Raw genomic sequence first — 22590 nt, 5'->3', positions numbered from 1 at the left:
CCGCCTCCGGTCCCGCGACCGGGCTCCAGGAAATGGGCCAGCGTTTTAGACCAGGCGACAGATGACCACGACAGCCCATCCCGTTCTGCCCGCAGACGCGGCCCACCCGGTCGCGATCGAGGACACGCACGCCACGACCGAAGCCGCCCACGGCGGCGAACACGAGTCCGGCGGCCTGCCGCAGTTCGAGTTCCAGCACTGGTTCGGGCAGATCGTCTATCTGATCTTCCTGTTCGCCATCCTGTATTTCCTGATCGCGAAGGTCTTCGCCCCGCGCCTGCGCCGGGTGTTCGACGAGCGTGAGCAGACCATCGCCACCGCGATCGCCACCGCCCGCCAGGTGCAGTCCGAAGCCGCCGGCCAGGCCGAGGCGGCCAAGGCCGAGGTCGAGGCCGCCCGCGCCTCCTCGCGCGCCACCGCCGCCGCCGCCAAGGCCCGCGTCGCCGACGAGGCCAACGCCCGCGCCGCCGCCGAGGAAGCCGTGGTCAACGCCCGCATCGCCGAGGCCGAGACCGCCATCGGCAAGACGCGTGACGCCGCCATGACCAATGTCGCCGCCATCGCCTCCGACACGGCCGCCGCCATCGTCGAGCGCCTGACCGGCAAGTCCCCGACGGCCGCCGAGGCCGCCGCCGCCGTCAAGGGAGCCGCCTGACATGAACATGTTCTTCGAGCCGGGCTTCTTCGCCCTCGAAAGCGCCGAACTGTGGGTCGGCGTCGGCCTGGTGCTGTTCCTGGCCATCTGCCTGTTCACCGGCGCCTTCAAGCTGGTCGGCGGGGCGCTCGACGCCAAGGCCGCCAAGATCCAGTCCGAGCTCGACGAGGCCGCCCGTCTGCGCGCTGAGGCCGAGGCCCTGCTGGCCCAGATCCGCGCCGAGAAGGCCGAGGCTGAAGCCCAGGCCGCCGCCATGCTGAAGGCCGCCGAGGCCGACGCCCGCGTCATGGAGGCCGAAGCCAAGGTCAAGCTGGAAGAGTCCCTGGCCCGCCGTCAGGCCCTGGCCGAGCGTCGCATCGCCCAGGCCGAGGTCCAGGCCACGGCCGAGGTCAAGGCCGCCGCGGCCGACCTCGCCGCCCGCGCCGCTGAACAGATCCTCGCCGCCCGTCTGGCCGGCCAGACGACCGATCCGCTGCTCGACGCCGCCATCGCCCAGATCGGCGCGCGCCTGAACTGACCGGGCTGCATCGCCGAAACGCACAAGGGCCCCGCTGTCGCCAGCGGGGCCCTTTCGTTTTCGTCCCGTCTTCTAGGCGTGATAGGGGCCGTGACGGTGGATGTGATTGCCGTGGATCATGTGCTGGGCTTCCCGGCCGCGACCCACCAGCCGTCCATAGACATTGCCCAGCACGATGCCGAAGATCGCATGGCTGGCGATCATCCACGCCAGGGTGCCGAAGCCGGCCCGCATGAAGAACAGGCCCGCACCGCCGATCGGCGCGATAACCAGGCCCATCAGGATGAAGGCCCCGACGGCGAACACTATGCCTTTGGACTCGGCCGTGTCCGTCGGCAGCCGGGGGCACAGGACGCCGAACGCCGCGCCGAGGCCCAGCCCGGCGACAAGGTGGGCGACCCAGCCGACGGCGGGGACGTCCGGCGTCTGCAGGATGACGGCCAGCAGCTGCGGGAATGCGACCGCCCAGTGGCCGACCGTGACATTGATGGCCTCGATCACCGAGACCACGACCGTGGCCGCCAAACCCGCGACCAGGCCCTTCTGTACGCGTGACATCATGACCTTAGCGCCTCCCAAACGCTTGCTGTGGCTCAGATTACGCAAGGGAGAGCATACGCCTGTTCCAACAGGCGGGGTTCACATTGCCGTGCTTCGCGGTTGCGAAGGGGAGCCGCCTATTCGGCGGCGATGTTCGAGCCTTCCGGGGCGGTCCAGCGCAGCACCGGCTGACGCGCGGCCCGGGTCTCGTCGAGGCGTTTCAGCGGCGCGTGGAAGGGCGCGCCCTTGAAGCGGTCGACGTCGCCGGCCTTCGCCGCCGTGGCCAGGGCCCGCATCGCCTCGATGAAGCGATCCAGCTCCTGCTTCGACTCCGTCTCGGTCGGTTCGATCAGCATGGCGCCGTGGACGACCAGCGGGAAATACATGGTCATCGGGTGGAAGCCCTCGTCGATCATCGCCTTGGCGAAGTCGAGCGTGGTGACGTCCGTGCCCTTCAGCCATTCGTCGTCGAACAGGGCCTCGTGCATGCACGGCCCCTCCGGGAAGGCGGGGCTCATCAGGTCCTGCAGCCGCGCCTTGATGTAGTTGGCGTTCAGCACCGCATCCTCGGCCACCTGCCGCAGGCCGTCCGAACCGTGGCTCATCATGTAGCTGAGGGCCCGGGTGTACATCCCCATCTGGCCCTGGAAGGCGCACAGCCGGCCGAAGGCCTGCGCGGCCTCATCTTCCTGCCGCTCGATCAGCTTGAAGCCGTCGCCGTCCGAGACGACCCACGGGGCCGGGGCGAACGGGGCGAGGGCCTCCGACAGCACCACCGGACCCGCGCCCGGCCCGCCGCCGCCGTGCGGCGTCGAGAAGGTCTTGTGCAGGTTGATGTGCATCGCATCGACGCCGAGGTCGCCCGGCCGCACCCGCCCGACGATGGCGTTGAAGTTGGCCCCGTCGCAGTAGAAATACGCCCCGGCCTCGTGCGTCAGCCGGCTGATCTCGAGGATGTCGCGCTCGAACAGGCCGCAGGTGTTGGGATTGGTCACCATGATGGCGGCGACGTCGTCGCCCAGCTTGGCGGCCAGATCGGCGACATCGACGCGGCCGTCTTCGGTCTGGGCGACCTCGACGACGGTGTAGCCGACGAAGGCGGCGGTGGCCGGGTTGGTGCCGTGGGCCGAGGTCGGCACCAGCACCTTGCGGCGCTTCAGGTGCTCGCCCGACGCTTCGTGGGCCGCGCGGATGGCCATCAGGCCGCACAGCTCGCCATGGGCGCCCGCCTTGGGGCTCATCGCCACCGCGGGCATGCCGGTCAGGGTCTTCAGCCAGTGCGCCAGCGTATCCATCAGCTCCAGCGCGCCCTGCACCGTCGAGGTGGGCTGCAGCGGGTGGATGTCGGCGAAGCCCGGCAGGCGCGCCATCTTCTCGTTCAGGCGCGGATTGTGCTTCATCGTGCACGAGCCCAGCGGATAGATGGCCAGGTCGATGGCGTGGTTCTTCTGGCTCAGCCGCACATAGTGGCGCATGGCCTCGGGCTCGCTCAGCCCCGGCAGGCCGATCGGATCCTTGCGGACCAGATCGCCCAGAGCGGAGCCCGTGGTCTTCGGCTCCGGCAAGTCGACGCCGGTCTTGCCCCAGCCATCGCTCTCGAAAATCAGGTGCTCGTCCTGCAGCAGGCCGCGCCCGCCGGTCAGGGTGGCGGGCTTGCTCTCGACGGCGTTCGGGGTGGTCGGGCGGCCGACTGTGTTCATGGTGCTCATCGTTCCGCTCCTCAGTTCGCCAGAACCTTGGCGAGCGAACCCGCCAGGATCTTGATGTCGGCCTCCAGCGTGGTCTCCGTCGCCGCGACCAGCAGCACATCGTCCATGCCCGCCTCGGGGGCCAGTCGGCTGTAGGGCACGCCCGCGAGGATGCGATGGGCGGCCAGGGCCTCGACCACTTCGGCGGCGGGCTTCGGCAGGCGAACGGCGAACTCGTTGAAGAAGCGCGGCGTCAGCACCTCCACGCCGGGAATGGCGGCCAGCGCATCGCGGGTTGCCAGCGCCTTCTCGTGGTTCAGCAGGGCCAGCTTGCGCAGCCCCGTCTCGCCCAGCAGGCTCAGATGGATCGTGAAGGCCAGGGTGCACAGGCCCGAGTTGGTGCAGATGTTCGACGTCGCCTTGTCGCGGCGGATGTGCTGCTCGCGCGTCGACAGGGTCAGGACGAAGCCGCGCGTTCCGTCGGCGTCGACGGTCTCGCCGGTCAGGCGGCCCGGCATCTGGCGGACCAGCTTTTCGCGGCAGGCGAACAGGCCGACGTAAGGGCCGCCGTAGTTCAGCGCATTGCCAATCGACTGGCCCTCGGCGGCGACGATGTCGGCCCCCATCTCGCCGGGCGACTTCAGCAGACCCATCGACACTGCCTCGGTCACCACGACGATGAGCAGGGCGCCGGCGGCGTGGGCCGCCTCGGCGATCTTCGTCACGTCCGTGGCCGTACCGAACACGTTCGGGGTCTGGACGACGACGCAGGCCGTGTCCGGCCCGATCTGCGCGATGACGTCCGCCTCGGCGTCCACCGCGGCGGCCAGCACCTGGGTCTCGACGCCGACGGCGTGGACCACGGTCTCGGTCGCGGCGACATAGTGCGGATGCACCCCGCCCGAGATCACCGCCTTGTTGCGGCGGGTCACGCGGGTGGCCATCAGCACGCCCTCGGCCATGGCGGTCGAGCCGTCATAGAGCGAGGCGTTGGCCACCGGCATGCCGGTCAGGTTCGCGACCTGGGTCTGGAACTCGTACAGATACTGCAGCGTGCCCTGGGCGATCTCGGGCTGGTAGGGCGTGTAGCTGGTCAGGAACTCCGACCGCTGGATCACATGGTCCACCGTCGCCGGGACGTGGTGCTTGTAGGCCCCGGCGCCGCAGAAGAAGGGGACCGTTCCCGCCGAGGCGTTCTTCGCCGCCATGGCGCCGAGCGCCCGCTCGACCTCAAGCTCGCCGGCCACGCGCGGCAGGTCGACGAAGCCCTCGCGGCGCGCCGCCTGCGGCACGTCCACGAACAGATCGTCGATCGACTTGGCCCCGATGGCGGCCAGCATGGCCGACCGGTCGTCGGGCGTCAGGGGGAGGTAGCGCATGGCGGGGAGATCCGTGCGGGAGGGAAGGGCTTAGAGCGTGGAGAGGAAGGCGTCGTAGGCGGCGCGGTCCATCAGGGCGTCCAACTGCGAGGCGTCGGACACCTTGATCTTGGCGAACCAGCCTTCGCCTTCGGGATCGGCGTTGACCGTCTCGGGGGCCGAGGCGAGGGCGGCGTTGCCCTCGATCACTTCGCCCGACACCGGGGCGTAGACGTCCGAGGCCGCCTTGACGCTCTCGACGACGGCGAAGCTGTCGCCCTTGGAGACGGCCTTGCCGGCTTCCGGCGTCTCGACGAACACCACGTCGCCGAGGGCTTCCGCGGCGTGCTTGCTGATGCCGACGGTGGCGACGTCGCCGTCGAGGCGAACCCACTCGTGATCCTTGGTGAAATGCATCGGTTTCTCTCCGAAAGGCTCAGACGGCCTTGGGTTTGCGATAGTAGCGTTGGGCGACGAAGGGCGTGGCGACGACCTCGGCGGCGGCGGGCTTGCCGCGCACGAGGACCTTCAGCTCCGTACCCAGTTCGGAAAACTTCGGCGGCACATAGCCCATGGCGATGTTGCGGCCCAGCGTCGGCGACGGGCCGCCCGAGGTGACCTTGCCGATGACGGTCCCGTCCATGTCAGCGATTTCCGCGCCTTCACGGGCCGGGGCGCCTTCCTTGACGCTGAGGCCGACGCGCACCCGTGACGGGCCTTCCGCCAGTTCCTTCAGGACGCGGTCGGCGCCGTTGAAGTCGGCGCGTTCCTTGCGCGACTTCGACAGGGCGAAGGTCAGGGCGCCCTCGACCGGGCTGGTCGTGGCGTCGATGTCGTGGCCGTGCAGCGGCAGGCCGGCCTCCAGCCGCAGGCTGTCGCGGGCCCCGAGGCCGATCGGCTTGACCCGGGCGTCTTTCAGAATCTCGTTCCAGATGCGCTCCGCGTCGGTGGCGGGAACCGAGATCTCGTAGCCGTCCTCGCCCGTGTAGCCTGAGCGCGACACAAAGCAGTCGACCCCGAACAGCACCAGCCGGGCGCAGTCCATGAAGCCGAACTCGGCCAGCACCGGCTCGTGCTTCGCCATCACCTCGGCCGCCTCCGGCCCCTGGATCGCGATCAGGGCGCGGTCGTCCAGCACGGTCAGTTTGGCGTCGCCCTGAAGGTTGGCTTCCAGGAAGGCGAAGTCGGCGTCCTTGTTGCCGGCGTTGACCACGACATAGAGGCCGTCGTGGTCGGGACGACCCGCCATCAGGTCGTCCATGATCCCGCCCTCGGCGTTCAGCAGCAGGCTGTATTTCTGCCGCCCGGCCTTCAGGACCGCATAGTCGCCGGGCACGAAGCGTTCGAACTGGGCGGTGGCGTCCGCGCCGGTGATCTTGCACTGGCCCATGTGCGACACGTCGAACAGGCCGGCGTGCTCGCGGGTCCAGCGGTGCTCGGCCAGCACGCCCTCGTACTGCACGGGCATGTCATAGCCGCCGAAGCCAACCATGCGGGCGCTCAGGGCGCGATGCGCGGCGTTGAGAGGGGTGGTCTTCAAAGCTTCGTCGGTCATGTCGGCCTTCAGAGTCGCGTTCCGGGGCGGAAAGCTCCGCCGTCCTCGCGCCCCCGCTGTCCTGAAGCCTGAGAGATTCCGGCGCCGATAGTGCGGCGTCTTGCTCCGTCGGCGCGCTCGCAAGGAGCGACTTTCCAGCGTCCGTATGCCTTCGCGGTCCGTTTGCCTGAGCGTTTCCGGGGCGGTTGCGCCTTCGGCTCCGGGGTGCGTTTCAGATTTGGCGAAACGGCCCCGATCTCTCCCGCGAGAGCGCCGCGACCTAGGCCCCGACTCAGCGCCCAAGTCAAGCGCGGGCGGCGTAGGCCTCCACTTCCGCGATCCGCGCCGCCTTCTCCGCCTCGCCGAGGAACGACCCCTCGAAGCTGTTCCGCGCAATCTGCGTCACCTGTTCGCGCGTAAGGCCCACCGCTGCGGCGAGCCGGCGGTAGTTGTCGTTCACATAGCCGCCGAAATAGGCCGGGTCGTCCGAGTTCAGCGTCACGTGCAGGCCCCGGCGCAGCATTTCCGGCACGGGATGGTCCTTCAGGTCCTTCACCACGCAGAGCTTCAGGTTCGACAGTGGGCACACCGTCAGCGTCATCTGCGACGCCGCCAGCCGTTCGATCAGCGCCTCGTCCTCCATCGAGCGGTTGCCGTGGTCCATCCGGTCGATATGCAGCAGGTCCAGCGCCTCGCGGACATACTCCGGAGGGCCCTCCTCGCCGGCATGGGCGCACAGCTTCAGGCCCAGCTCGCCGGCGGCGGCGAACACGCGCACGAATTTCGAAGGCGGATGGCCGACCTCGGACGAGTCGAGGCCAACGCCGATGAAATGATGCAGGTACGGCTTCGCCATCTCCAGTGTGGCGAAGGCCGCCTCTTCCGACAGGTGGCGCAGGAAGCTCAGGATCAGGCCCGAGGTCACGCCCAGTTCGGCCCTGGCCCGGTCCATGCCGGCGATCAGCCCCTCCACCACCACGGCGAAAGGCACGCCCCGATCGGTATGGGTCTGCGGATCGAAGAAGATTTCGGCGTGGCGCACATTGTCCGCCGCCGCCCGCTGGAAATAGGCGAAGGCCAGATCCTCGAAATCGCGGCGCGTCAGCAGGACGTTGGCGCCGGCGTAATAGATGTCGAGGAAGTCTTGCAGGTTCGAAAAATCATAGGCCGCCCGCACCGCCTCGACGCTGTCGAACGGAATGGCCACGCCGTTGCGCTGCGCCAGTTCGAACATCAACTCAGGCTCAAGCGAGCCCTCGATGTGCAGGTGCAGTTCGGCCTTTGGCAGGCCGGCGATATAGGCGTCGAGCGACATGGACGGGCTCCCTCCTGAGGCCCGCCAGTCTAGCCTACATCCGCTCCGGCGTGTCGATGCCCAGAAGGTCCAGGGCCCGCTCCAGCTGGTCCAGCACCGCCTTCGACAGCGTCAGCCGCGAACCCTTGGTCGCCTCGTCCGGCGCGACCAGCACCGGGCAGGCGGCGTAGAATTTCGAGAACGACTGGGCCAGCCGGTAGGCGTGCTCCGAGATCAGGTGCGGCATCCGCTTGTCGTAGGCCTCGGCCACGGCCTGGGAGAAGGCGTCCAGCGTCAGGGCCAGATCGCGCTCGGCCGGCTCGGCGATGGCCACCGGCCCCGCCGCCGCGCCCTGGTCCGCCGCCTTGCGCAGCAGGGATTTGATCCGCACCGCCTGGTACAGCAGATACGGCCCGGTCTTGCCCTCGAAGCTCATGAAGCGGTCGAGGTCGAAGATGTAGCTGGTCGTCCGGCTGTTCGACAGGTCGGCGAATTTCAGCGCCGCCACGGCCACCTTGCGGGCGATGTCGTCGAACTCGGCCTCGGGCAGGTCGGCCCCCAGCTTCGCCTCGCGCAGCCGCTCACGCGCCTTGTCGACCGCCATGGTGATCAGGTCGTGCAACTTCAGCACCCCGCCGGCGCGGGTCTTGAAGGGCTTGCCGTCCGGCCCGTTCATGGTGCCGAAGCCGAGATGCTCCAGCGACCCCTCGGCGGCGTATCCAGCCAGGACGGCCGCCCGGAACACCTGTTCGAAATGCTCGGCCTGCCGCTCGTCCACGACGTACAGGATCAGATCGGGGTCGATAGCCTTGCGCCGGTCGAGAATGGTCGCCAGGTCGGTCGTGCCGTACATGGCCGAGCCTTCCGACGAGATCACCAGCAGCGGCGGCGGGCTCGGCGCCTCGATGACGGTGCCGTCGGCCAGTTTCCGCTTCCGCGTCTCGCCGGGCCGGGCCACGTGGACCACCCGGGCGCCATCGTCCTCGACCAGCAGGCCGGTCTGTTCGAGATGGGCGATCATCTCGGGCATCAGGGGATCGGCGTCGCTCTCGCCGTTCCACAGGTCGAAGGTCACGCCCAGGGCCCCGAACTCGCGCTGCAGCCCGCTCATCGAGACGTCATGCATGTGACGCCACAGGGCGCGGTAGCCGGCGCGCCCGGCCTGCAGCTCCGCCGTCGCCCTGCGGGCGCGGTCGCGGAAGTCCGCGTCTTCCTTGGCCCGGGCGGCGGCCGCCGGGTACAGCCGCTCGAGATCCTCGAGGGTCACCGGGCTTTCCGGAGGAAACGGCCCGTCGCCGCCGGCCATGAAGGCGTCAGCCCCGCCCTCCTCGGCCACGGCCACGATCAGCAGCCCCATCTGGAAGCCCCAGTCGCCGAAATGGGCGTCGCCCCACACCTGATCGCCCCGGAACCGGAACAGCCGCTTCAGGCTCTCGCCGATGATCGAGCTGCGCAGGTGGCCGACGTGCATCGGCTTGGCCACGTTCGGCCCGGCGTAGTCGATCACCACCTTGCGCGGCGCGGCGACTGTCGAGGCTCCCGCGTGCTCCGCGTCGCCCGCGACTTCGGCCGCCCGGACCGCCAATGCATCGTCGGCGACCTTGAGATTGATGAACCCCGGTCCGGCCACCTCGACCGACGCCAGCCGGTCATCGCCCTTCAGCCGCTCGGCCACCCGGGTCGCGAGGTCGCGCGGATTGGCCTTCAGCGCCTTGGCCGCCGCCAGGGCGCCGTTCGACTGGAAGTCGGCCAGGTCGGGCCGGTCGGACGGGGTCACGCGGGCGAGGGCGGGGTCCACGCCTTCGGCGGCGAAGGCGGCCCCGACCGCTTCGCCCAGGACAGTTCTGAGATCGGTCATTTACTGGTTGGTCGTCGGAGCCGCGGTCCCCGCATTGACGCGGAACCGGCTGCCCGTGCGGTTGAACTCGGCCATCTGCGGGGTCACGTCGAAGCCGACGAGAATCTCGAAATTGTCGCCGCTGGTCGTTGCATCGGCGCGGGGAATGACGACGACCTGATCCTGGCTCACCGACGCGGTCGACGCGCCGTCGAAATCGACCGGAAGGTCGAAATACTCCTTGGCCAGCACCGCCTTGTTCCGCTCTGTGACCGCGATCCAGTAGCGATAGGTGCGAGCGTCGCCCTGGGCCTGCGGCCCGCGGCCCAGGTTGAACAGAACCCGGGTGTGCACGGTGATCGGCTCGTCGGACTGATAGGCGCAGTCCGAAGTCAGGCCCTCGATCTCGCCGGTGTAGCCGACATTGGAGGCCGCGACCCGGTCGCCGGTCAGTTCGACGTAGCGGGCGGCGTCATAGAGGATCTTCACATAGGGGCACGGACCCGCTGCTGCGCTGCGGCGCAGCGGCGCGATGCGGGGCGCACGGGCACGCTCATTCTGCTGCGAACCGTCGGCGTTCTCGCCGCGCTCGGAGCCTCCCGGCTGCTGCTGGCCCGGACGCACCTGCGCCTGGGCCGCGAGCGGTACAAGCAGGGCCGAAAGCGCGGCGGCCGCGGCGGCCGAGGCCAGAGAAATCTTGAAGACGCGACGCATCGAAAGCTCTTCCACAAACGAGGAGGCGCGCCATATCCCGACGCCGGGCGCACGCTCGTTGCTGATAGCGGCTAAAGCGAGGCGCGGCAAACGCGCGCTGGGGCAAAGCGAGGTGGCGGCGCGGGGGTTGAACGACTAGGTTCCGCGCATGACCCTGCACGCGCCGATCCCGGCTCCCGAAAAGCGTCCGCTAACCGTGCGTCTGGCCACGCCCCGCGGCTTCTGCGCCGGGGTCGACCGGGCCATCCAGATCGTCGAACGCGCGATCGGCAAATACGGCGCGCCCGTCTATGTGCGCCACGAGATCGTTCACAACCGCCACGTGGTCGACCGGCTCAAGGCCATGGGCGCGGTCTTCGTCAGGGAATTAGACGAATGCCCTGACGACCGGCCGGTGGTCTTCTCCGCCCATGGCGTGCCCAAGTCGGTGCCCGAAGGCGCCCGGGCGCGCGAGATGCTGTATCTCGACGCCACCTGCCCGCTGGTCTCCAAGGTCCATGTCGAGGCCGAGCGCCACCACGCCGCCGGCCGCCACATCATCCTGATCGGCCACGCCGGCCACCCCGAGGTGGTCGGCACCATGGGCCAGCTGCCGCCGGGCGCGATCAGTCTGGTCGAGACGGTCGAGGACGCCGAGGTCTTCCAGCGGCCGGGCGACGCGCCGCTGGCCTATGCGACGCAAACGACGCTGTCGGTCGACGACACCAGTGAGATTCTGTCGGTCCTCAAGCGGCGCTTCCCCGAACTGCCCGACCCGCACAAGGAAGACATCTGCTACGCGACCACCAACCGCCAGGAGGCGGTCAAACGATTGGGCGAGGGGTGCGACCTCGTCCTCGTGGTGGGCTCGAAGAATTCCTCCAACTCGGTGCGGCTGGTCGAGGTGGCGCTGCGGGCCGGGGCCCGCGACGCCCGGTTGGTCGATGACGCGACCCAGGTTGACTGGTCGTGGCTCGATGGCGTGTCCACGCTGGGGATCACCGCGGGGGCCTCGGCGCCGGAACCGTTGATCGAGGCCCTGGTCGACGCCGTTCGCGCCCGTTTCGACGCCGAGGTGATCGAGGACGCCGGCGAACGCGAGACCGTCACCTTCAAGCTGCCGCGCGTGCTGACGACCTGACGGCCGGTTCCCGTCCTTGCGCCGGGGGAGCCTTTGCCGTTGGCTGACGTTGATGGTGCCGTGTGTCAGGGGGACGTCCATGCGTCGGAATCAGATTGTCGGCCTCGGCCTCGCGGCCCTCGCCCTGGCGGCATCCGCCGGCTGCGGCCAGCCCGAAGAACCTGTGACGCCGCCGCCCGAACCGACGGCGCCGATCGCGGAGCCCGCTCCCGTCTCCGCCACCTGGGTCTGCGACAGCGGCCTGACCGTGGCCGTGGCCTACCCTGATCCACAGTCGGCGCAGGTCAGCTACCGGGACAGAACCTGGGTCCTGCGCAGCGCCCCGGCCGCCTCGGGGGCCCGTTTCGTCAACGCCGAGGTCGAGTGGCGGTCGCTGACGCGCGACGGGGTCGAGCACGCCACGCTCAGCCGTCTGGTGGCTGAAGACGCGCCGGTCGTTCTTGAGCAATGCAGCCGACCTGCGCCCGCCGTCGCGCCGGCGCCGGGCGCAGCGGCGCCGGCGGCTCCCGCTCCGGCGGCCTCCGCAGCACCGCCCTGCAAGGGGCCGCAGCTGAAGCTGTCGAGCGAAGGCGCTGACGCTGGGGCCGGCAACCGCGTCGCCAATATCGGGGTCCAGAACATCGGGGCCCAGGCCTGCAGTCTGACCGGCTATCCCGGCGTGACGGTTCAGGATCGGCAGGGCCGCGCCCTGACCGGCGTCCGCGCCGAGCAGAGCACGGCGAGCTATTTCACCCAAGGCGAGGCTCCCGCGCCGGTCACCCTGAAACCGCGCGAAAAGGCGGCGTTCGAACTGGCGTGGAACGTGATGCCGCACGAGGGAGAAGGCGAAACCACCTGTCCGTCGGCGGCCCGCATCCGTGTCACGGCGCCTGGCGACACCTCGCCGGTCTCGCTGGATATGCCCCTCACCCCCTGCGGCGGCCGGGTCCGGGTCAGCCCGATCCGCTCTTTGACGGCGTCTTCCAGCCAGCCGACCAACTAGGGGTTCAAACCGCCTTCAAAACGGCGTAGCGGAGCGCGCATGACAGCGACCTTCTATGACCGCGTACGCGCGGAACTCGCCGACATCGACGCTCAAGGGCTGACCAAGCCCGAGCGGGTCATCGCCTCCCGGCAGGGCCCGGTGATCAAGGTCGGCGACCGCGATGTGCTGAACTTCTGCGCCAACAACTATCTCGGCCTCGCCGGCGACGAGCGGGTGACCCAGGCCGGAATCCGGGCGCAGGAAAAGTGGGGAGCCGGGACGGCTTCCGTCCGCTTCATCTGCGGCACGCTGGAGATCCACAAGGAGCTGGAGCGCTCGGTCGCCGACTATCTCGGCTTCGAGGACACGATTCTGTTCGCCGCCGCCTTCGACGCCAACGGCGGCATCTTCGAACCCCTGTTCGGAGCCGAGGACGCCATCGTCTCGGACAGCCTGAACCATGCCTCCATCATCGACGGCGTCCGGCTGTGCAAGGCCAAACGATACCGCTTCGCCAACTCCGACATGGACGACCTCGAGACCCAGCTGAAACAGGCTCGGGCCGATGGTGCGCGCGAGATCGTCATCGCCACCGACGGCGCCTTCTCGATGGACGGCTATATCGCCAAGCTGAAGGACATCCGGGCCCTGGCCGACAAATACTCGGCCCTGATCATGGTCGACGACTGCCACGCGACCGGCTTCCTTGGTCCGCAGGGGCGGGGCTCCTACGCTCACCATGGCGTCGAGATCGACTTCCTGACCGGCACTTTCGGCAAGGCCTTGGGCGGGGCCATGGGCGGCTTCATCTGCGCCACCTCCGGGGTCGTGGCCCTGCTGAAGCAGCGCGCCCGGCCCTATCTGTTTTCCAACGCCCTCGCGCCCGCCGTCTGCGGCTCCAGCCTCGAGGCCATCCGCATCGCCGCCGGCGACGAGGGCGACGCCCTGCGCAAACAGCTGTTCGCCAACGCCGTCCGCTATCGCGCCGCCATGACCGAGGCGGGCTTCACCCTGCTGCCGGGCGAGCATCCGATCATCCCGGTCATGCTCGGCGACGCCAAACTGGCCCAGGACTTCGCGGCCCGGGCGCTGGAACTCGGCGTCTATGTCATCGGCTTTTCGTTCCCCGTCGTGCCGCGCGGCCAGGCCCGCATCCGCACCCAGATGTCGGCGGCCCACACCTTCGAACAAATCGATCAAACGGTTGCGGCGTTCACGACGGCCGGCAAGGAATTGGGAGTTATCTGATGGCGGACACCATGAAGGCCCTGGCCAAGACGAAGCCCGGCGTCGGCCTCGAACTGATCGACGCTCCCATCCCCGTCGCGGGCGACGAGGATGTGCTGATCAAGGTTCACCGCACCGCCGTCTGCGGCACCGACATCCACATCTGGAACTGGGACGAGTGGAGCCAGAAGAACGTCCCCGTCCCGATGATCACCGGCCATGAGTTTTCGGGCGAGATCGTCGCCATCGGCAAGGACGTCGACCGCCGTCTCAAGGTCGGCCAGCGCGTCTCGGCCGAGGGCCATGTCATCGACCTGAACTCCGAAGCGGCCCGGGCCGGCCATTTCCATCTCGACCCCGACACCCGCGGCATCGGCGTGAACCGTCAGGGCGCCTTCGCCGAATTCGTCGTGGCCCCGGCCTTCAACGTCATCGAGCTGCCGGACGACGTGCCCTATGAGATCGGGGCCATCCTCGATCCGTTCGGCAACGCCGTGCATACGGCCCAGCAGTTCGACCTGCTCGGCGAGGATGTGCTGGTTACCGGCGCGGGGCCGATCGGCATGATGGCCGCCGCCGTCGCCCGCCAGGCGGGCGCCCGGACCGTGGTCCTGACCGACATCAACGACTTCCGGCTCGAGCTGGCGCAGAAGGTCGCGCCGGGCGTGCGGACGGTGAACACCACGAAGGAAGACCTCCACGACGTCATCCACGAACTCGGCATGAAGGTCGGCTTCGACGTGGCGCTGGAGATGTCCGGCTCGCCGATCGCCTTCAAACAGTGCGTCGACACCCTGATCATGGGCGGCGGCATGGCCATGCTCGGCATTCCGTCGAAGCCGATGGAGACCGACTGGGGCGCCATCATCCTCAAGGCTCTGACCATCAAGGGCGTCTACGGCCGCGAGATGTTCACCACCTGGCGCAAGATGCTGGGCCTGCTCAAGGCCGGTCTCGACCTGCGGCCGCTGATCACCCACCAGATGGGTTACGAACGCTTCGAGGAAGGCTTCGAGGCCATGCGCTCCGGCCAGTCCGGCAAGGTGGTGCTGGACTGGGACAAGGCGGCCTAGGAGCGGACCATGACGGTCGGCCCGGTCGTGGCCTTTCTGCAGGGCGAGGGGCCGGACGCGGCGGGTCGGACCCTGTTCGACGTCCTGGCGATGAACAACGACGCCCTCGAACGGTCGCACGATTTCATCCAGTGGCTGTTCCCCCTGCGGGAGCCGTCGCGCGCCGTGCCGGACGCCCCGGTGCTGACGGACGCCGACGTGGACGCGATCCACGCTTCGGCCATGGCCCAGATCGCCCTCGCCGCCGCGACCGACCGGATGGGGGCCTTCTACCGGATGACCCACGACTGGCTGATGCCCAACGACCACAACCACCTGCGGATCACGCGGATCATCCGGTCGTTGCGGTTGCTGGCCGGCGACGCTCCGGCCGACGCCTTCAAGGCCGCCATCCTGTCCCGGGTCGAGGCGACGCGGGCGCCGGTCAGCGCCCGCAGTCGCGGCTACTGGGCGACCGCCTGATCCTTCTTCATCGTCGCCATGAAGACGATGATGACGAACAGCAGCATCGACAGCACCAGCATGATTTCCGAAGCGATCATCGCCGGCAGGAACAGCGGCTTCTGCAAGAGCATCAGCGTCAGCGACGGCATCAGGATCAGGAAGCCCAGCACCGACAGGGCGAAATGCGCCATCGGCAGCCAGCCGCGGCCGGCCGCCGGAAAGACCCGGTAGAACAGGCCGAACAGCATCATCGAGGCGAAGCCCAGCAGATTGATGTGGGCGTGCACCGGCCTCAGCACGAAGTCCTGATTCGCGCCCATCCAGACGCCCAGGGTCATGCCGACCAGGGCCGACAACACGCCTAGGCGCAGAAAATTGTTCGCTACGAACATTGGAAAGTCCCTCCGACTTGAAATGGTCGGCTCGTAAACCGCCGTTCCACAAGGGGTGCAAGTTACATCGCAGTCAGCTTGCGGGCGCAATGGGGGCCGGCGCCCGGCGGCGGTCGAACCAGCGTCGTTCTCAGCCCGCGAGCGCCTTCGCCAGGGCGCGTTCGAAGCTCGCCGCCTCGGGGCCCGGCAGCGCCTCGCCGAGGCGGCCGGCCTCGAAGAGTTCGAACACCCGCGGATGGACGTAGGAGGTCCGGCACACCGTCGGCGTATTGCCCAGCAGGCCGGCCACCGCCTTGACGCAGACGGTGATCCGGCGCTTCGCCTCGGTCGGGGAGGCGGGCGGCTCCCCGTCGCGCAGCGCCCGCGCCGCCGACACCGTCCCGGCCCAGGTCCGGAAGTCCTTGGCCGAGAACTGCTCGCCCATGGCCTCGCGGATATAGGCGTTCACATCGTCCGAACTGAGGACGCACAGGTCGCCGTTGGCATCGCGGTATTTGAACAGCTGCTGGCCCGGCAGTTCGCGCAGGTTTCGCACCATGGCGGCCAGCCGGCGGTCGCGGACCCGCACCTCGTGCTCGACCCCGCTCTTGCCCTTGAAGGCGAAGGTCAGGGCCGCGCCGTCGACGTCGAGATGCCGTTTGTGCAGGGTGGTCAGGCCGTAGGAGCGGTTCTGCTTCGCATACTGGGCGTTGCCGACCCGGATCAGGGTGATCTCGAGCAGGCGCACCGCCGTGGCCAGAACCTTCTCGCGCGACACGCCGCGACGATTGAGGTCCGCCTCGACCCGGCGGCGCAGCTTCGGCAGGGCGCGGGCGAAGTCGGGCAGGCGCTCGAACTTGGTCTCGGCCGCGTGGGCGTGCCAGTCGGCGTGATAGCGGTACTGCTTCCGTCCCTTCACGTCCCGGCCGGTGGCCTGGATGTGGCCCGATGCGCGGGGGCAGATCCAGACGTCCGTCCACGCGGGCGGGATCGCCAGCATGCGGATGCGCTCAAGCACCGCCTCGTCGGTGATCCGCCGCCCCTTCTGGTCGTGATAGCGGAAGCCGTCGCCCGCGGGACTGCGGCGGAATCCCGGACGGTCGTCGCTGCACCAGGTCAGGCCTTGGGGAATGGCGGAGTCCGCGGCGGGGGCGTCGGAGCCGTTCGGCATCGGGTCGGGCTCCAAGGGCAGGGCCGTGATCGGCCTCTCGGGGGCCGGGGAGGGGCAACGCCGCCGCCCGGACACGGTTCCTCTTGACCCCGGGGGCGGGGAGGGGGATGCCCGGGCATGAACTACCGCCACAGCTTCCACGCCGGAAATTTCGCCGATCTCGTCAAGCACGCCCTGGTGCTGTGGCTGCTGGAGCGGCGCCAGGCCTCGGGGCCGGTGACGGTGATCGACACCCACGCGGGAGCGGGCGTCTACGACCTGAGCGGCGAGGGCGCCCGGTCGAAGGAGGCCGAGGCGGGCGTCGCCCGGCTGATGGCCGCCGCCGACCGGCCTCCGACGATCGAGGCCCTGGCGAGAGAGGTCGCGCGGCTCAATCCGCACGGCGGCGCCAATCTGTACCCGGGCTCGCCGCTGCTGATCGCCGACCGTCTGGGCGCGGCCGATCGCTATCTCGGGTTCGAGCTGAACCCCCCGGTGCTCGAGCTGCTGCAGCAGGCGCTGGAACCCTTTGCCCACGCAACCGCCCGCGGCGGAGACGGCTATGACCAGGCCCGGGCCGAGGCGGCGCATGTCCAGGGGGCGTTCGTCCTGATCGACCCGCCGTTCGAGCGTCCGGACGACTATCTGCGCGCCGCCGATACGGGGGCGGCGATCGTCCGCGCCGATCCGCGCGCCATGGTCGTCATCTGGACCCCGCTGAAGGACATGGAGACCTTCGACGGCTTCCTGCGCCGGCTCGATCAGGCGGGGGTCAAGCGGGTGCTCGTGGCCGAGGCGCGGCTGCGGCCCCTGACCAATCCGATGAAGATGAACGGTTGCGCCGTGGTGGTGCTGAACCCGCCGGCGGGGGCGGAGACCGCCGCCGCCGAGGTCTGCGGCTGGGTGGCGGACCGGCTCGGCGAGGCCGGGGCGCGGGCCGAGGTGTGGATGACCGGCGCGGGTCCCGCCTGACGCCGATCCCGGATCCGCGGGTTCCCATGCGGGGGGCTTCATCGCCGGGGGCCGCTAAACCTTGCGCAACATATGTGTGCGATGACCGGGGACCCACGTCGGAAAGCTCATGTCGCTTCTTCGCATCTTCGCGGCGAGTCTCGTTCTGCTCGTCGCCTCCGCAGCGGCGACCAGCGGAGTCGCCCGGATGACGCCTGCCGCCGCGGGGCCTGCGGATTCTCGCGCCCTCGCCCGGTTCGTGGAGCGGCGGGCGGCGTCGACCAATTTCGCAGCCCTTGAAGCCTTCGGCGAGGCCGCGCTCCAGCGCCGCGACCGCGAAGGCCTGAACCGGCTCTACCATGTCACCTGGACGATCCTGAACCAGGGCGAGTTCGAGCGCGCGGTCGTGTGGAACCGTCGCCTGGCCGAGGCCGCGCGGCGCCGGAACGACGCGCGCTATGTCGACATCGCCCATCTGAACGACCTCACCGTCCGCTACGACCAAGGGGACACGAGCGTCGCCGTCGAGATGGACCGCTTCGCGCGCGAGGGCCGCGACTGGTTCGTGCGGGCCCACGCCGCCCGGCTCACCGCGCTGGCCCGCGTCGACGAAGGCCGGGTCGGCGAGGGCCTCGAACTGCTGGCGCGGGCCCAGGCCGACATCCCCGAAGGCGACCCCTTCGCCGCGACGGCCCAGGGCGGCATCTGGGAGGTGGCGGGGATGGGGCTGAAGGAGCTGAACGACGTCCGGGGCGCCGCCGCCGCCTTCCGCAAATTCGAGATCGACTATTCCAATCCGGCCTATCCCCGGCCCGACTTCGACAGCCTCTACAACCTGGCCATGATGGCGGTGAAGGTCGGCGACCAGGCCCGGGCCGCCGAATATTACGCCGCCCACCACCGGCTCGCGGCGCGCTCGGACCTGCCGACGCTGGCGATCTACGACGCCAGTCTGTGCGCCACCGTGGCCAACGCCCGGGGCGCCCCGCGTGAAGTTCTGGCGTGCATGGAGCCGTATGGCGAAGAGCTCGGAGCCGCGGCCTTCCTCGCTCGTGACGTGTTGCCGCTGCGGGCCATCGCCCGCGCTCGCACCGGCCAGGCCGCCGCCGCGCGTCGCGATCTTGAGGTTCTTCGGCGCCTTGAGGCCGGCGGCGTCGATCTCGAGGTCGACCATGTCGAGGCCGAAGTCCTGTTCGCCGAGGGCCGGTCGGAAGATGCCTTCCGCGCGCTCCGGGCGCACCTGGCCGAGGGCGAGATCGCCTCGGCCCAGAGCTTCAGCGCCGGCATCCACCAGGTGACGGGCGACATGCAGCAGCAACTGGCGGAGCGCCGTCGGCAGCTGGAGACGGCGCGGGCCAACACCACCCTGCAGCGCGCGATCATCGCCATTGGCGTGATCTTCCTGCTGTTCTCCATCGCGATGGTTTTTTGGCAATCGCGCCAGGCCGACCGGCTGCGGATGGCGCAGCGGAGGGCGGAGGATGCGAACCGGGCCAAGAGCGAATTCCTCGCCAATATGAGCCACGAAATCCGCACGCCTCTGAACGGGGTCGTGTCGATGGCGGATTCCCTGACCCGGCGGCCGCTCGGCCAGCAGGAAAAGGAGATGGTCGAACTGATCCGCTCCTCCGGCGTGACGCTGGAGCGGCTGCTGTCGGACATCCTCGACAGCGCCCGGATCGAGTCGGGTCAGGTCGCGATAGAGCCGGCCCCCTTCGACCTGGAGCAGACGGTCAGCGACATCGGCGCCCTGTGGCGCGTCAAGGCCGAGGACAAGGGCGTGGCGCTGGAGGTGGCGTTCGACCCGGCATTGTCCGGCCTGGTCGAGGGCGACGCCGTGCGTCTCCGTCAGGTGCTGACGAACCTGGTCAACAATGCGCTGAAATTCACCAGTGCGGGCGCGGTCCGGCTGGCCGTGACGGCGGCGGATGATGACCGCGTGACGTTCCGCGTCAGCGACACCGGGGTGGGCTTCGACCGGGAGCAGCGAAGCCGCATCTTCCGGCGCTTCCAGCAGGCCGACGGATCGATCACGCGCCGGTACGGCGGCACCGGCCTCGGCCTCGCCATCTCCACCGCCCTGGTCGACCTGATGGGCGGCGCCCTGGATTGCGAAAGCACGCCGGGCGAGGGCTCAAGCTTCTGGTTCGAGATCCCGCTGCCGCGCGTCGAACAGACCGCTGGCGAGGCCGCGGCGGCGGCCCAGCCGGCGCGCGATGTCGAAGGCGCCGCACTCCGGATCCTGCTGGCCGACGACCACCCCGCCAACCGCAAGGTCGTCGAGATCATGCTGGGCGCGACCGAGATGGAGCTGGTCGCCGTCGAGGACGGGCAGAAGGCGGTCGAGGCCTTCGTCGGGGGCGGCTTCGACCTCGTGCTGATGGACATGCAGATGCCGGTCATGGACGGCCTGACGGCGACGGCCGAGATCCGGCGACACGAGGCCGGGCACGGCCTGAAACGTACCCCGGTGCTGATGCTGACAGCCAACGCCATGTCCGAGCATATCGAGGCCGGACGGGCCGCGGGCGCCGACGGTCACCTGACCAAGCCGGTGACCATGACCAGCCTGCTGGAAGCCATCGGCGCGGCGTTGGAGCCGGAACAGCCGCTGGAAGCCGAGTTCGCCTGACCCGCGGCCCTCAGGGCCACTTCACCACGGGCGGCATCGAGCTCAGGATCGACTCGACATTGCCGCCGGTCTTGAGCCCGAACATGGTGCCGCGGTCGTAGAGCAGGTTGAACTCGACATAGCGCCCCCGCCGGACCAGCTGCTCCTCGCGCTCCTCCGCCGTCCACGCCTCGGCCATCCGTCCCGCGACGATCCGCGGATAGACGTCCAGAAAGGCCTTGCCGACGTCCCGGGTGAAGGCGAAGTCGCGGGCGCGGTCGCCGCTGTCGAGGTGGTCGTAGAAGATGCCGCCGGTGCCGCGCGGCTCGTTGCGGTGGGGCAGGAAGAAATATTCGTCGCACCAGGCCTTGAACTGCGCATGCCAGGCCGGATCGTGGGCGTCGCAGGCGGCTTTCATGGCGGCGTGGAAGGCGAGGGTGTCCGGGTGGTCCTGGCGTCGGTCGGCCTCCAGCACCGGCGTCAGGTCGCCGCCGCCGCCGAACCAGCCCTTGGTGGTGGCGATGAAGCGGGTGTTCATGTGCACGGCCGGGACACGGGGGCTGGCCGGATGGGCGATCAGGCTGATTCCGGTGGCGAAGAAGCGCGGGTCCTCCGCCGCGCCCGGCACGCCCTTGGCGTAGTCGGCCGGGAAGGTCCCGTGCACGGTCGAGACATGGACCCCGACCTTCTCGAACAGCCGGCCGTGCATCATGCCCATGACGCCGCCGCCGCCTTCGGGGCGATCCCAAGGGGTGCGCACGAAGCGGCCGGGCTCGCCGGGAAACAGCTCGGCGGGGGCCTGATCCTCCAGCGCCTCGAACGCCGCTTGGATGCGGTCGCGCAGGGCCTCGAACCAGGCGCGGGCTTCGGTCTTCTGTTGGGCGAGCGGGTCGGCGGCGTCGGTCATGGGGCGCTTCCTATCCCGTCCCCTGCGAAGGGAGAAGGACGCTGCGCGTGACGCTGTGGTGGCAATCCCGGAAATTATAGTCTGCTTCAGCCGACAATCTGTAGTGGAATCAGACCTGTAGGTTTTTCCCGAGGCTATCTTCCCGCCTGAGGAGACAAGGGGCGCATGCTGCTTTGCGTCCCCGTCGCGGGATCGCCGCCGGTCTTTGACAACTGAATCACGGCCGCGGGATGCTGAGGACTGTTTGGACTGTTTGGACTGTCTTTTTGGTTTTACCCGGGTAAAACCGCCTTCCGGCGATTCTCCCGCAGCGTCCTGTCACCGTCGGTTGACGCCCCGCCATCCTCTGCCACTGTCCCGGCAGCTTCGAGGGAGTCTGTAATGATCCGCGCCGTCCTGCTGTCCACCGCCGCCCTGCTGACCGCCGCCGCTCCGGCCATGGCCCAGGACGAGGCGGCCGCCCGGCGGATCCTCGAGCGGACGCCGCTGATCGACGGGCACAATGACCTTCCCTGGGCCCTTCGGCAGCAGCACGGCAACGACCCGCACGCGGTCGATCTGACGGCCAATCTCGACGCCTCGACAGAGCTCCACACCGACATCCCGCGCCTGCGCGCCGGCGGCGTGGGCGGCCAGTTCTGGTCTGTCTATGTCCCCGCCAGTCTGACCCCGGTGGAGGCGGCCAAGGCCACCTTCGAGCAGATCGACACGGTCAAGCGCCTCGTCGCCGCCCATCCCGATGTGTTCGAGCTGGCGACCACCTCCGACGACATCGAGCGCATCCACCGCCGCGGCCGGATCGCCTCGCTGATCGGCATGGAGGGCGGCTATTCGATCGCCGACTCCCTGGGCCTGCTGCGCGAATTCCACGACGCCGGGGCGCGCTACATGACCCTGACCCACTCGGCGACCACCAGCTGGGCCGACAGCGCCACTGACGCCCCGAAGTGGGGCGGGCTGAATCCGTTCGGCGAGGCGGTGGTGCGCGAGATGAACCGTCTCGGCATGATGGTCGACCTGAGCCATGTCTCCGAGGAGACGATGATGGACGCCATGCGAGTCAGCGAGGCGCCGGTGATCTTCTCCCACTCCTCGGCGCGGGCCGTGACGGCGCATCCGCGCAACGTGCCGGACAGCGTGCTGCGGCTGCTGCCCGAGGACGGCGGGGTGGTGATGGTCACCTTCGTGCCGGGCTTCATCAACGAGGCGGTGCGGGCCTGGGGCGCGGCGCGCTCGGCCGAGGACGCCCGGCTCAAGTCCCTGAACCCGGGCGACCCGGGGGCCGTGACGGCCGGGATGCAGGCATGGATGGCGGCCAACCCCGCCCCCCGCGCCGGGGTCGCCGATGTCGTGGCCCACATCCGGCATGTCCGGGACGTGGCCGGCATTGATCATGTCGGCCTCGGCGGCGACTTCGACGGCGTCGGCAGCCTGCCCGACGGGGTCGAGGGCGTGGACGCCTATCCGCGCATCCTCGCCGCCCTGATGGCCGAGGGCTGGAGCGAGGCCGACATCCGCAAGCTGGCCGGCGGGAATGTGCTGCGGGTCATGCGGGCGGTCGAGGCGGTCGCCGCCGGCAAGCGCGGCGAGCGCCCGAGCCTCGCGGCCCTGCCCGCCGACGGCGCACCGGAGTAG

21 protein-coding genes and 2 riboswitches are annotated in these 22590 nt (G+C 69.4%); of the genes, 10 read left to right on the top strand and 11 right to left on the bottom strand.

The annotated features are described in order from the left end of the window. The first annotated feature begins 61 nt into the window (after window positions 1-61). On the top strand, window positions 62-655 hold the full coding sequence (locus V6M45_RS02455; RefSeq protein ID WP_332653759.1) for a F0F1 ATP synthase subunit B family protein: 594 nt from the start codon (window positions 62-64) through the stop codon (window positions 653-655). A 1-nt stretch (window position 656) separates the two neighbouring features. Continuing rightward, on the top strand, window positions 657-1172 hold the full coding sequence (locus tag V6M45_RS02450; protein ID WP_332653758.1) for a F0F1 ATP synthase subunit B: 516 nt from the start codon (window positions 657-659) through the stop codon (window positions 1170-1172). A gap of 72 nt (window positions 1173-1244) precedes the next feature. Here V6M45_RS02450 and V6M45_RS02445 read toward each other — a convergent pair whose 3' ends face one another. The 8 genes from V6M45_RS02445 to V6M45_RS02410 form a co-directional block, all read right to left on the bottom strand. After that, window positions 1245-1733, bottom strand: coding sequence for a DUF6789 family protein (locus tag V6M45_RS02445; protein ID WP_332653757.1), 489 nt, complete (start codon window positions 1731-1733; stop codon window positions 1245-1247). A 116-nt stretch (window positions 1734-1849) separates the two neighbouring features. After that, a complete protein-coding gene (gene gcvPB, locus V6M45_RS02440; RefSeq protein WP_442880522.1) occupies window positions 1850-3421 on the bottom strand; it encodes an aminomethyl-transferring glycine dehydrogenase subunit GcvPB in 1572 nt (523 codons plus the stop codon). Window positions 3422-3432: 11 nt separating this feature from the next. After that, complete coding sequence (gene gcvPA, locus V6M45_RS02435) at window positions 3433-4779, bottom strand: aminomethyl-transferring glycine dehydrogenase subunit GcvPA (RefSeq protein ID WP_332653756.1); 1347 nt, start codon at window positions 4777-4779, stop codon at window positions 3433-3435. Between the two features lie 30 nt (window positions 4780-4809). Next, window positions 4810-5175, bottom strand: coding sequence for a glycine cleavage system protein GcvH (gcvH, locus tag V6M45_RS02430; RefSeq protein ID WP_332653755.1), 366 nt, complete (start codon window positions 5173-5175; stop codon window positions 4810-4812). A 19-nt stretch (window positions 5176-5194) separates the two neighbouring features. After that, window positions 5195-6313, bottom strand: coding sequence for a glycine cleavage system aminomethyltransferase GcvT (gcvT, locus tag V6M45_RS02425; protein ID WP_332653753.1), 1119 nt, complete (start codon window positions 6311-6313; stop codon window positions 5195-5197). 54 nt (window positions 6314-6367) lie between these two features. Then, window positions 6368-6453: riboswitch (glycine riboswitch) on the bottom strand. 4 nt (window positions 6454-6457) lie between these two features. Further along, window positions 6458-6567: riboswitch (glycine riboswitch) on the bottom strand. A 29-nt stretch (window positions 6568-6596) separates the two neighbouring features. Continuing rightward, complete coding sequence (locus V6M45_RS02420) at window positions 6597-7607, bottom strand: adenosine deaminase (protein WP_332653752.1); 1011 nt, start codon at window positions 7605-7607, stop codon at window positions 6597-6599. Window positions 7608-7641: 34 nt separating this feature from the next. Next, on the bottom strand, window positions 7642-9444 hold the full coding sequence (gene argS / locus V6M45_RS02415) for an arginine--tRNA ligase (protein WP_332653750.1): 1803 nt from the start codon (window positions 9442-9444) through the stop codon (window positions 7642-7644). Continuing rightward, on the bottom strand, window positions 9445-10137 hold the full coding sequence (locus tag V6M45_RS02410) for a Tat pathway signal sequence domain protein (RefSeq protein ID WP_332653748.1): 693 nt from the start codon (window positions 10135-10137) through the stop codon (window positions 9445-9447). It abuts the gene before it with no gap. Window positions 10138-10285: 148 nt separating this feature from the next. Between V6M45_RS02410 and ispH the strand changes: the two genes are divergently transcribed. The 5 genes from ispH to V6M45_RS02385 all read left to right on the top strand — a co-directional run bounded on the left by ispH (window position 10286) and on the right by V6M45_RS02385 (window position 14983). Then, on the top strand, window positions 10286-11257 hold the full coding sequence (gene ispH, locus V6M45_RS02405; protein ID WP_332653746.1) for a 4-hydroxy-3-methylbut-2-enyl diphosphate reductase: 972 nt from the start codon (window positions 10286-10288) through the stop codon (window positions 11255-11257). Window positions 11258-11336: 79 nt separating this feature from the next. Beyond that, window positions 11337-12239 carry a DUF4232 domain-containing protein gene (locus V6M45_RS02400; protein ID WP_332653745.1) on the top strand — a complete coding sequence of 301 codons (903 nt, stop codon included), beginning with the start codon at window positions 11337-11339 and terminating at the stop codon, window positions 12237-12239. Window positions 12240-12278: 39 nt separating this feature from the next. Next, the gene (locus V6M45_RS02395; protein ID WP_332653744.1) at window positions 12279-13469 is read left to right on the top strand and encodes a glycine C-acetyltransferase; all 1191 of its coding nucleotides are present in this window, start codon (window positions 12279-12281) and stop codon (window positions 13467-13469) included. Continuing rightward, the gene (tdh, locus tag V6M45_RS02390) at window positions 13469-14521 is read left to right on the top strand and encodes an L-threonine 3-dehydrogenase (protein ID WP_332653743.1); all 1053 of its coding nucleotides are present in this window, start codon (window positions 13469-13471) and stop codon (window positions 14519-14521) included. The genes V6M45_RS02395 and tdh overlap by 1 nt, the downstream gene beginning before the upstream one ends. 9 nt (window positions 14522-14530) lie before the next feature. Continuing rightward, window positions 14531-14983: an opioid growth factor receptor-related protein gene (locus V6M45_RS02385; protein WP_332653742.1), complete on the top strand. Its 453-nt coding sequence runs from the start codon at window positions 14531-14533 to the stop codon at window positions 14981-14983. Here the strand turns inward: V6M45_RS02385 and V6M45_RS02380 are convergent. Together V6M45_RS02380 and V6M45_RS02375 are read right to left on the bottom strand one after the other, a co-directional pair. Further along, window positions 14965-15357, bottom strand: coding sequence for a hypothetical protein (locus V6M45_RS02380; protein WP_332653740.1), 393 nt, complete (start codon window positions 15355-15357; stop codon window positions 14965-14967). The genes V6M45_RS02385 and V6M45_RS02380 overlap by 19 nt on opposite strands. Before the next feature lie 130 nt (window positions 15358-15487). Then, a complete protein-coding gene (locus tag V6M45_RS02375) occupies window positions 15488-16507 on the bottom strand; it encodes a DNA topoisomerase IB (protein WP_332653739.1) in 1020 nt (339 codons plus the stop codon). A gap of 117 nt (window positions 16508-16624) precedes the next feature. Between V6M45_RS02375 and rlmJ the strand changes: the two genes are divergently transcribed. Beyond that, window positions 16625-17458 carry a 23S rRNA (adenine(2030)-N(6))-methyltransferase RlmJ gene (gene rlmJ / locus V6M45_RS02370; protein WP_332653738.1) on the top strand — a complete coding sequence of 278 codons (834 nt, stop codon included), beginning with the start codon at window positions 16625-16627 and terminating at the stop codon, window positions 17456-17458. A 109-nt stretch (window positions 17459-17567) separates the two neighbouring features. After that, complete coding sequence (locus V6M45_RS02365; protein WP_332653737.1) at window positions 17568-20069, top strand: ATP-binding protein; 2502 nt, start codon at window positions 17568-17570, stop codon at window positions 20067-20069. A 10-nt stretch (window positions 20070-20079) separates the two neighbouring features. On the opposite strand, the gene hemF is transcribed toward V6M45_RS02365, so the two are convergent. Beyond that, window positions 20080-20955, bottom strand: a complete 876-nt coding sequence (gene hemF, locus V6M45_RS02360) for an oxygen-dependent coproporphyrinogen oxidase (protein ID WP_332653736.1) — start codon at window positions 20953-20955, stop codon at window positions 20080-20082. A 381-nt stretch (window positions 20956-21336) separates the two neighbouring features. Between hemF and V6M45_RS02355 the strand changes: the two genes are divergently transcribed. Then, the gene (locus V6M45_RS02355) at window positions 21337-22590 is read left to right on the top strand and encodes a dipeptidase (protein ID WP_332653735.1); all 1254 of its coding nucleotides are present in this window, start codon (window positions 21337-21339) and stop codon (window positions 22588-22590) included.

It is taken from the genome of Brevundimonas sp., from assembly GCF_036676055.1.
In the GTDB taxonomy this organism is placed as follows: domain Bacteria; phylum Pseudomonadota; class Alphaproteobacteria; order Caulobacterales; family Caulobacteraceae; genus Brevundimonas.
This window is presented reverse-complemented; position numbering and strand designations above follow the sequence as displayed.

What these genes read in the sequence shown, in the direction of transcription:
- V6M45_RS02400 (WP_332653745.1), top strand. Translation starts at nt 11,337, where the DNA reads ATGCGTCGGAATCAGATTGTCGGCCTCGGCCTCGCGGCCCTCGCCCTG.
- V6M45_RS02450 (WP_332653758.1), top strand. Translation starts at nt 657, where the DNA reads ATGAACATGTTCTTCGAGCCGGGCTTCTTCGCCCTCGAAAGCGCCGAA.
- tdh (WP_332653743.1), top strand. Translation starts at nt 13,469, where the DNA reads ATGGCGGACACCATGAAGGCCCTGGCCAAGACGAAGCCCGGCGTCGGC.
- V6M45_RS02355 (WP_332653735.1), top strand. Translation starts at nt 21,337, where the DNA reads ATGATCCGCGCCGTCCTGCTGTCCACCGCCGCCCTGCTGACCGCCGCC.
- ispH (WP_332653746.1), top strand. Translation starts at nt 10,286, where the DNA reads ATGACCCTGCACGCGCCGATCCCGGCTCCCGAAAAGCGTCCGCTAACC.
- V6M45_RS02380 (WP_332653740.1), bottom strand. Translation starts at nt 15,357, where the DNA reads ATGTTCGTAGCGAACAATTTTCTGCGCCTAGGCGTGTTGTCGGCCCTG.
- gcvPA (WP_332653756.1), bottom strand. Translation starts at nt 4,779, where the DNA reads ATGCGCTACCTCCCCCTGACGCCCGACGACCGGTCGGCCATGCTGGCC.
- V6M45_RS02410 (WP_332653748.1), bottom strand. Translation starts at nt 10,137, where the DNA reads ATGCGTCGCGTCTTCAAGATTTCTCTGGCCTCGGCCGCCGCGGCCGCC.
- rlmJ (WP_332653738.1), top strand. Translation starts at nt 16,625, where the DNA reads ATGAACTACCGCCACAGCTTCCACGCCGGAAATTTCGCCGATCTCGTC.
- gcvH (WP_332653755.1), bottom strand. Translation starts at nt 5,175, where the DNA reads ATGCATTTCACCAAGGATCACGAGTGGGTTCGCCTCGACGGCGACGTC.
- gcvT (WP_332653753.1), bottom strand. Translation starts at nt 6,313, where the DNA reads ATGACCGACGAAGCTTTGAAGACCACCCCTCTCAACGCCGCGCATCGC.
- V6M45_RS02385 (WP_332653742.1), top strand. Translation starts at nt 14,531, where the DNA reads ATGACGGTCGGCCCGGTCGTGGCCTTTCTGCAGGGCGAGGGGCCGGAC.
- V6M45_RS02395 (WP_332653744.1), top strand. Translation starts at nt 12,279, where the DNA reads ATGACAGCGACCTTCTATGACCGCGTACGCGCGGAACTCGCCGACATC.
- V6M45_RS02375 (WP_332653739.1), bottom strand. Translation starts at nt 16,507, where the DNA reads ATGCCGAACGGCTCCGACGCCCCCGCCGCGGACTCCGCCATTCCCCAA.
- V6M45_RS02365 (WP_332653737.1), top strand. Translation starts at nt 17,568, where the DNA reads ATGTCGCTTCTTCGCATCTTCGCGGCGAGTCTCGTTCTGCTCGTCGCC.
- V6M45_RS02420 (WP_332653752.1), bottom strand. Translation starts at nt 7,607, where the DNA reads ATGTCGCTCGACGCCTATATCGCCGGCCTGCCAAAGGCCGAACTGCAC.
- hemF (WP_332653736.1), bottom strand. Translation starts at nt 20,955, where the DNA reads ATGACCGACGCCGCCGACCCGCTCGCCCAACAGAAGACCGAAGCCCGC.
- V6M45_RS02445 (WP_332653757.1), bottom strand. Translation starts at nt 1,733, where the DNA reads ATGATGTCACGCGTACAGAAGGGCCTGGTCGCGGGTTTGGCGGCCACG.
- argS (WP_332653750.1), bottom strand. Translation starts at nt 9,444, where the DNA reads ATGACCGATCTCAGAACTGTCCTGGGCGAAGCGGTCGGGGCCGCCTTC.
- gcvPB (WP_442880522.1), bottom strand. Translation starts at nt 3,421, where the DNA reads ATGAGCACCATGAACACAGTCGGCCGCCCGACCACCCCGAACGCCGTC.
- V6M45_RS02455 (WP_332653759.1), top strand. Translation starts at nt 62, where the DNA reads ATGACCACGACAGCCCATCCCGTTCTGCCCGCAGACGCGGCCCACCCG.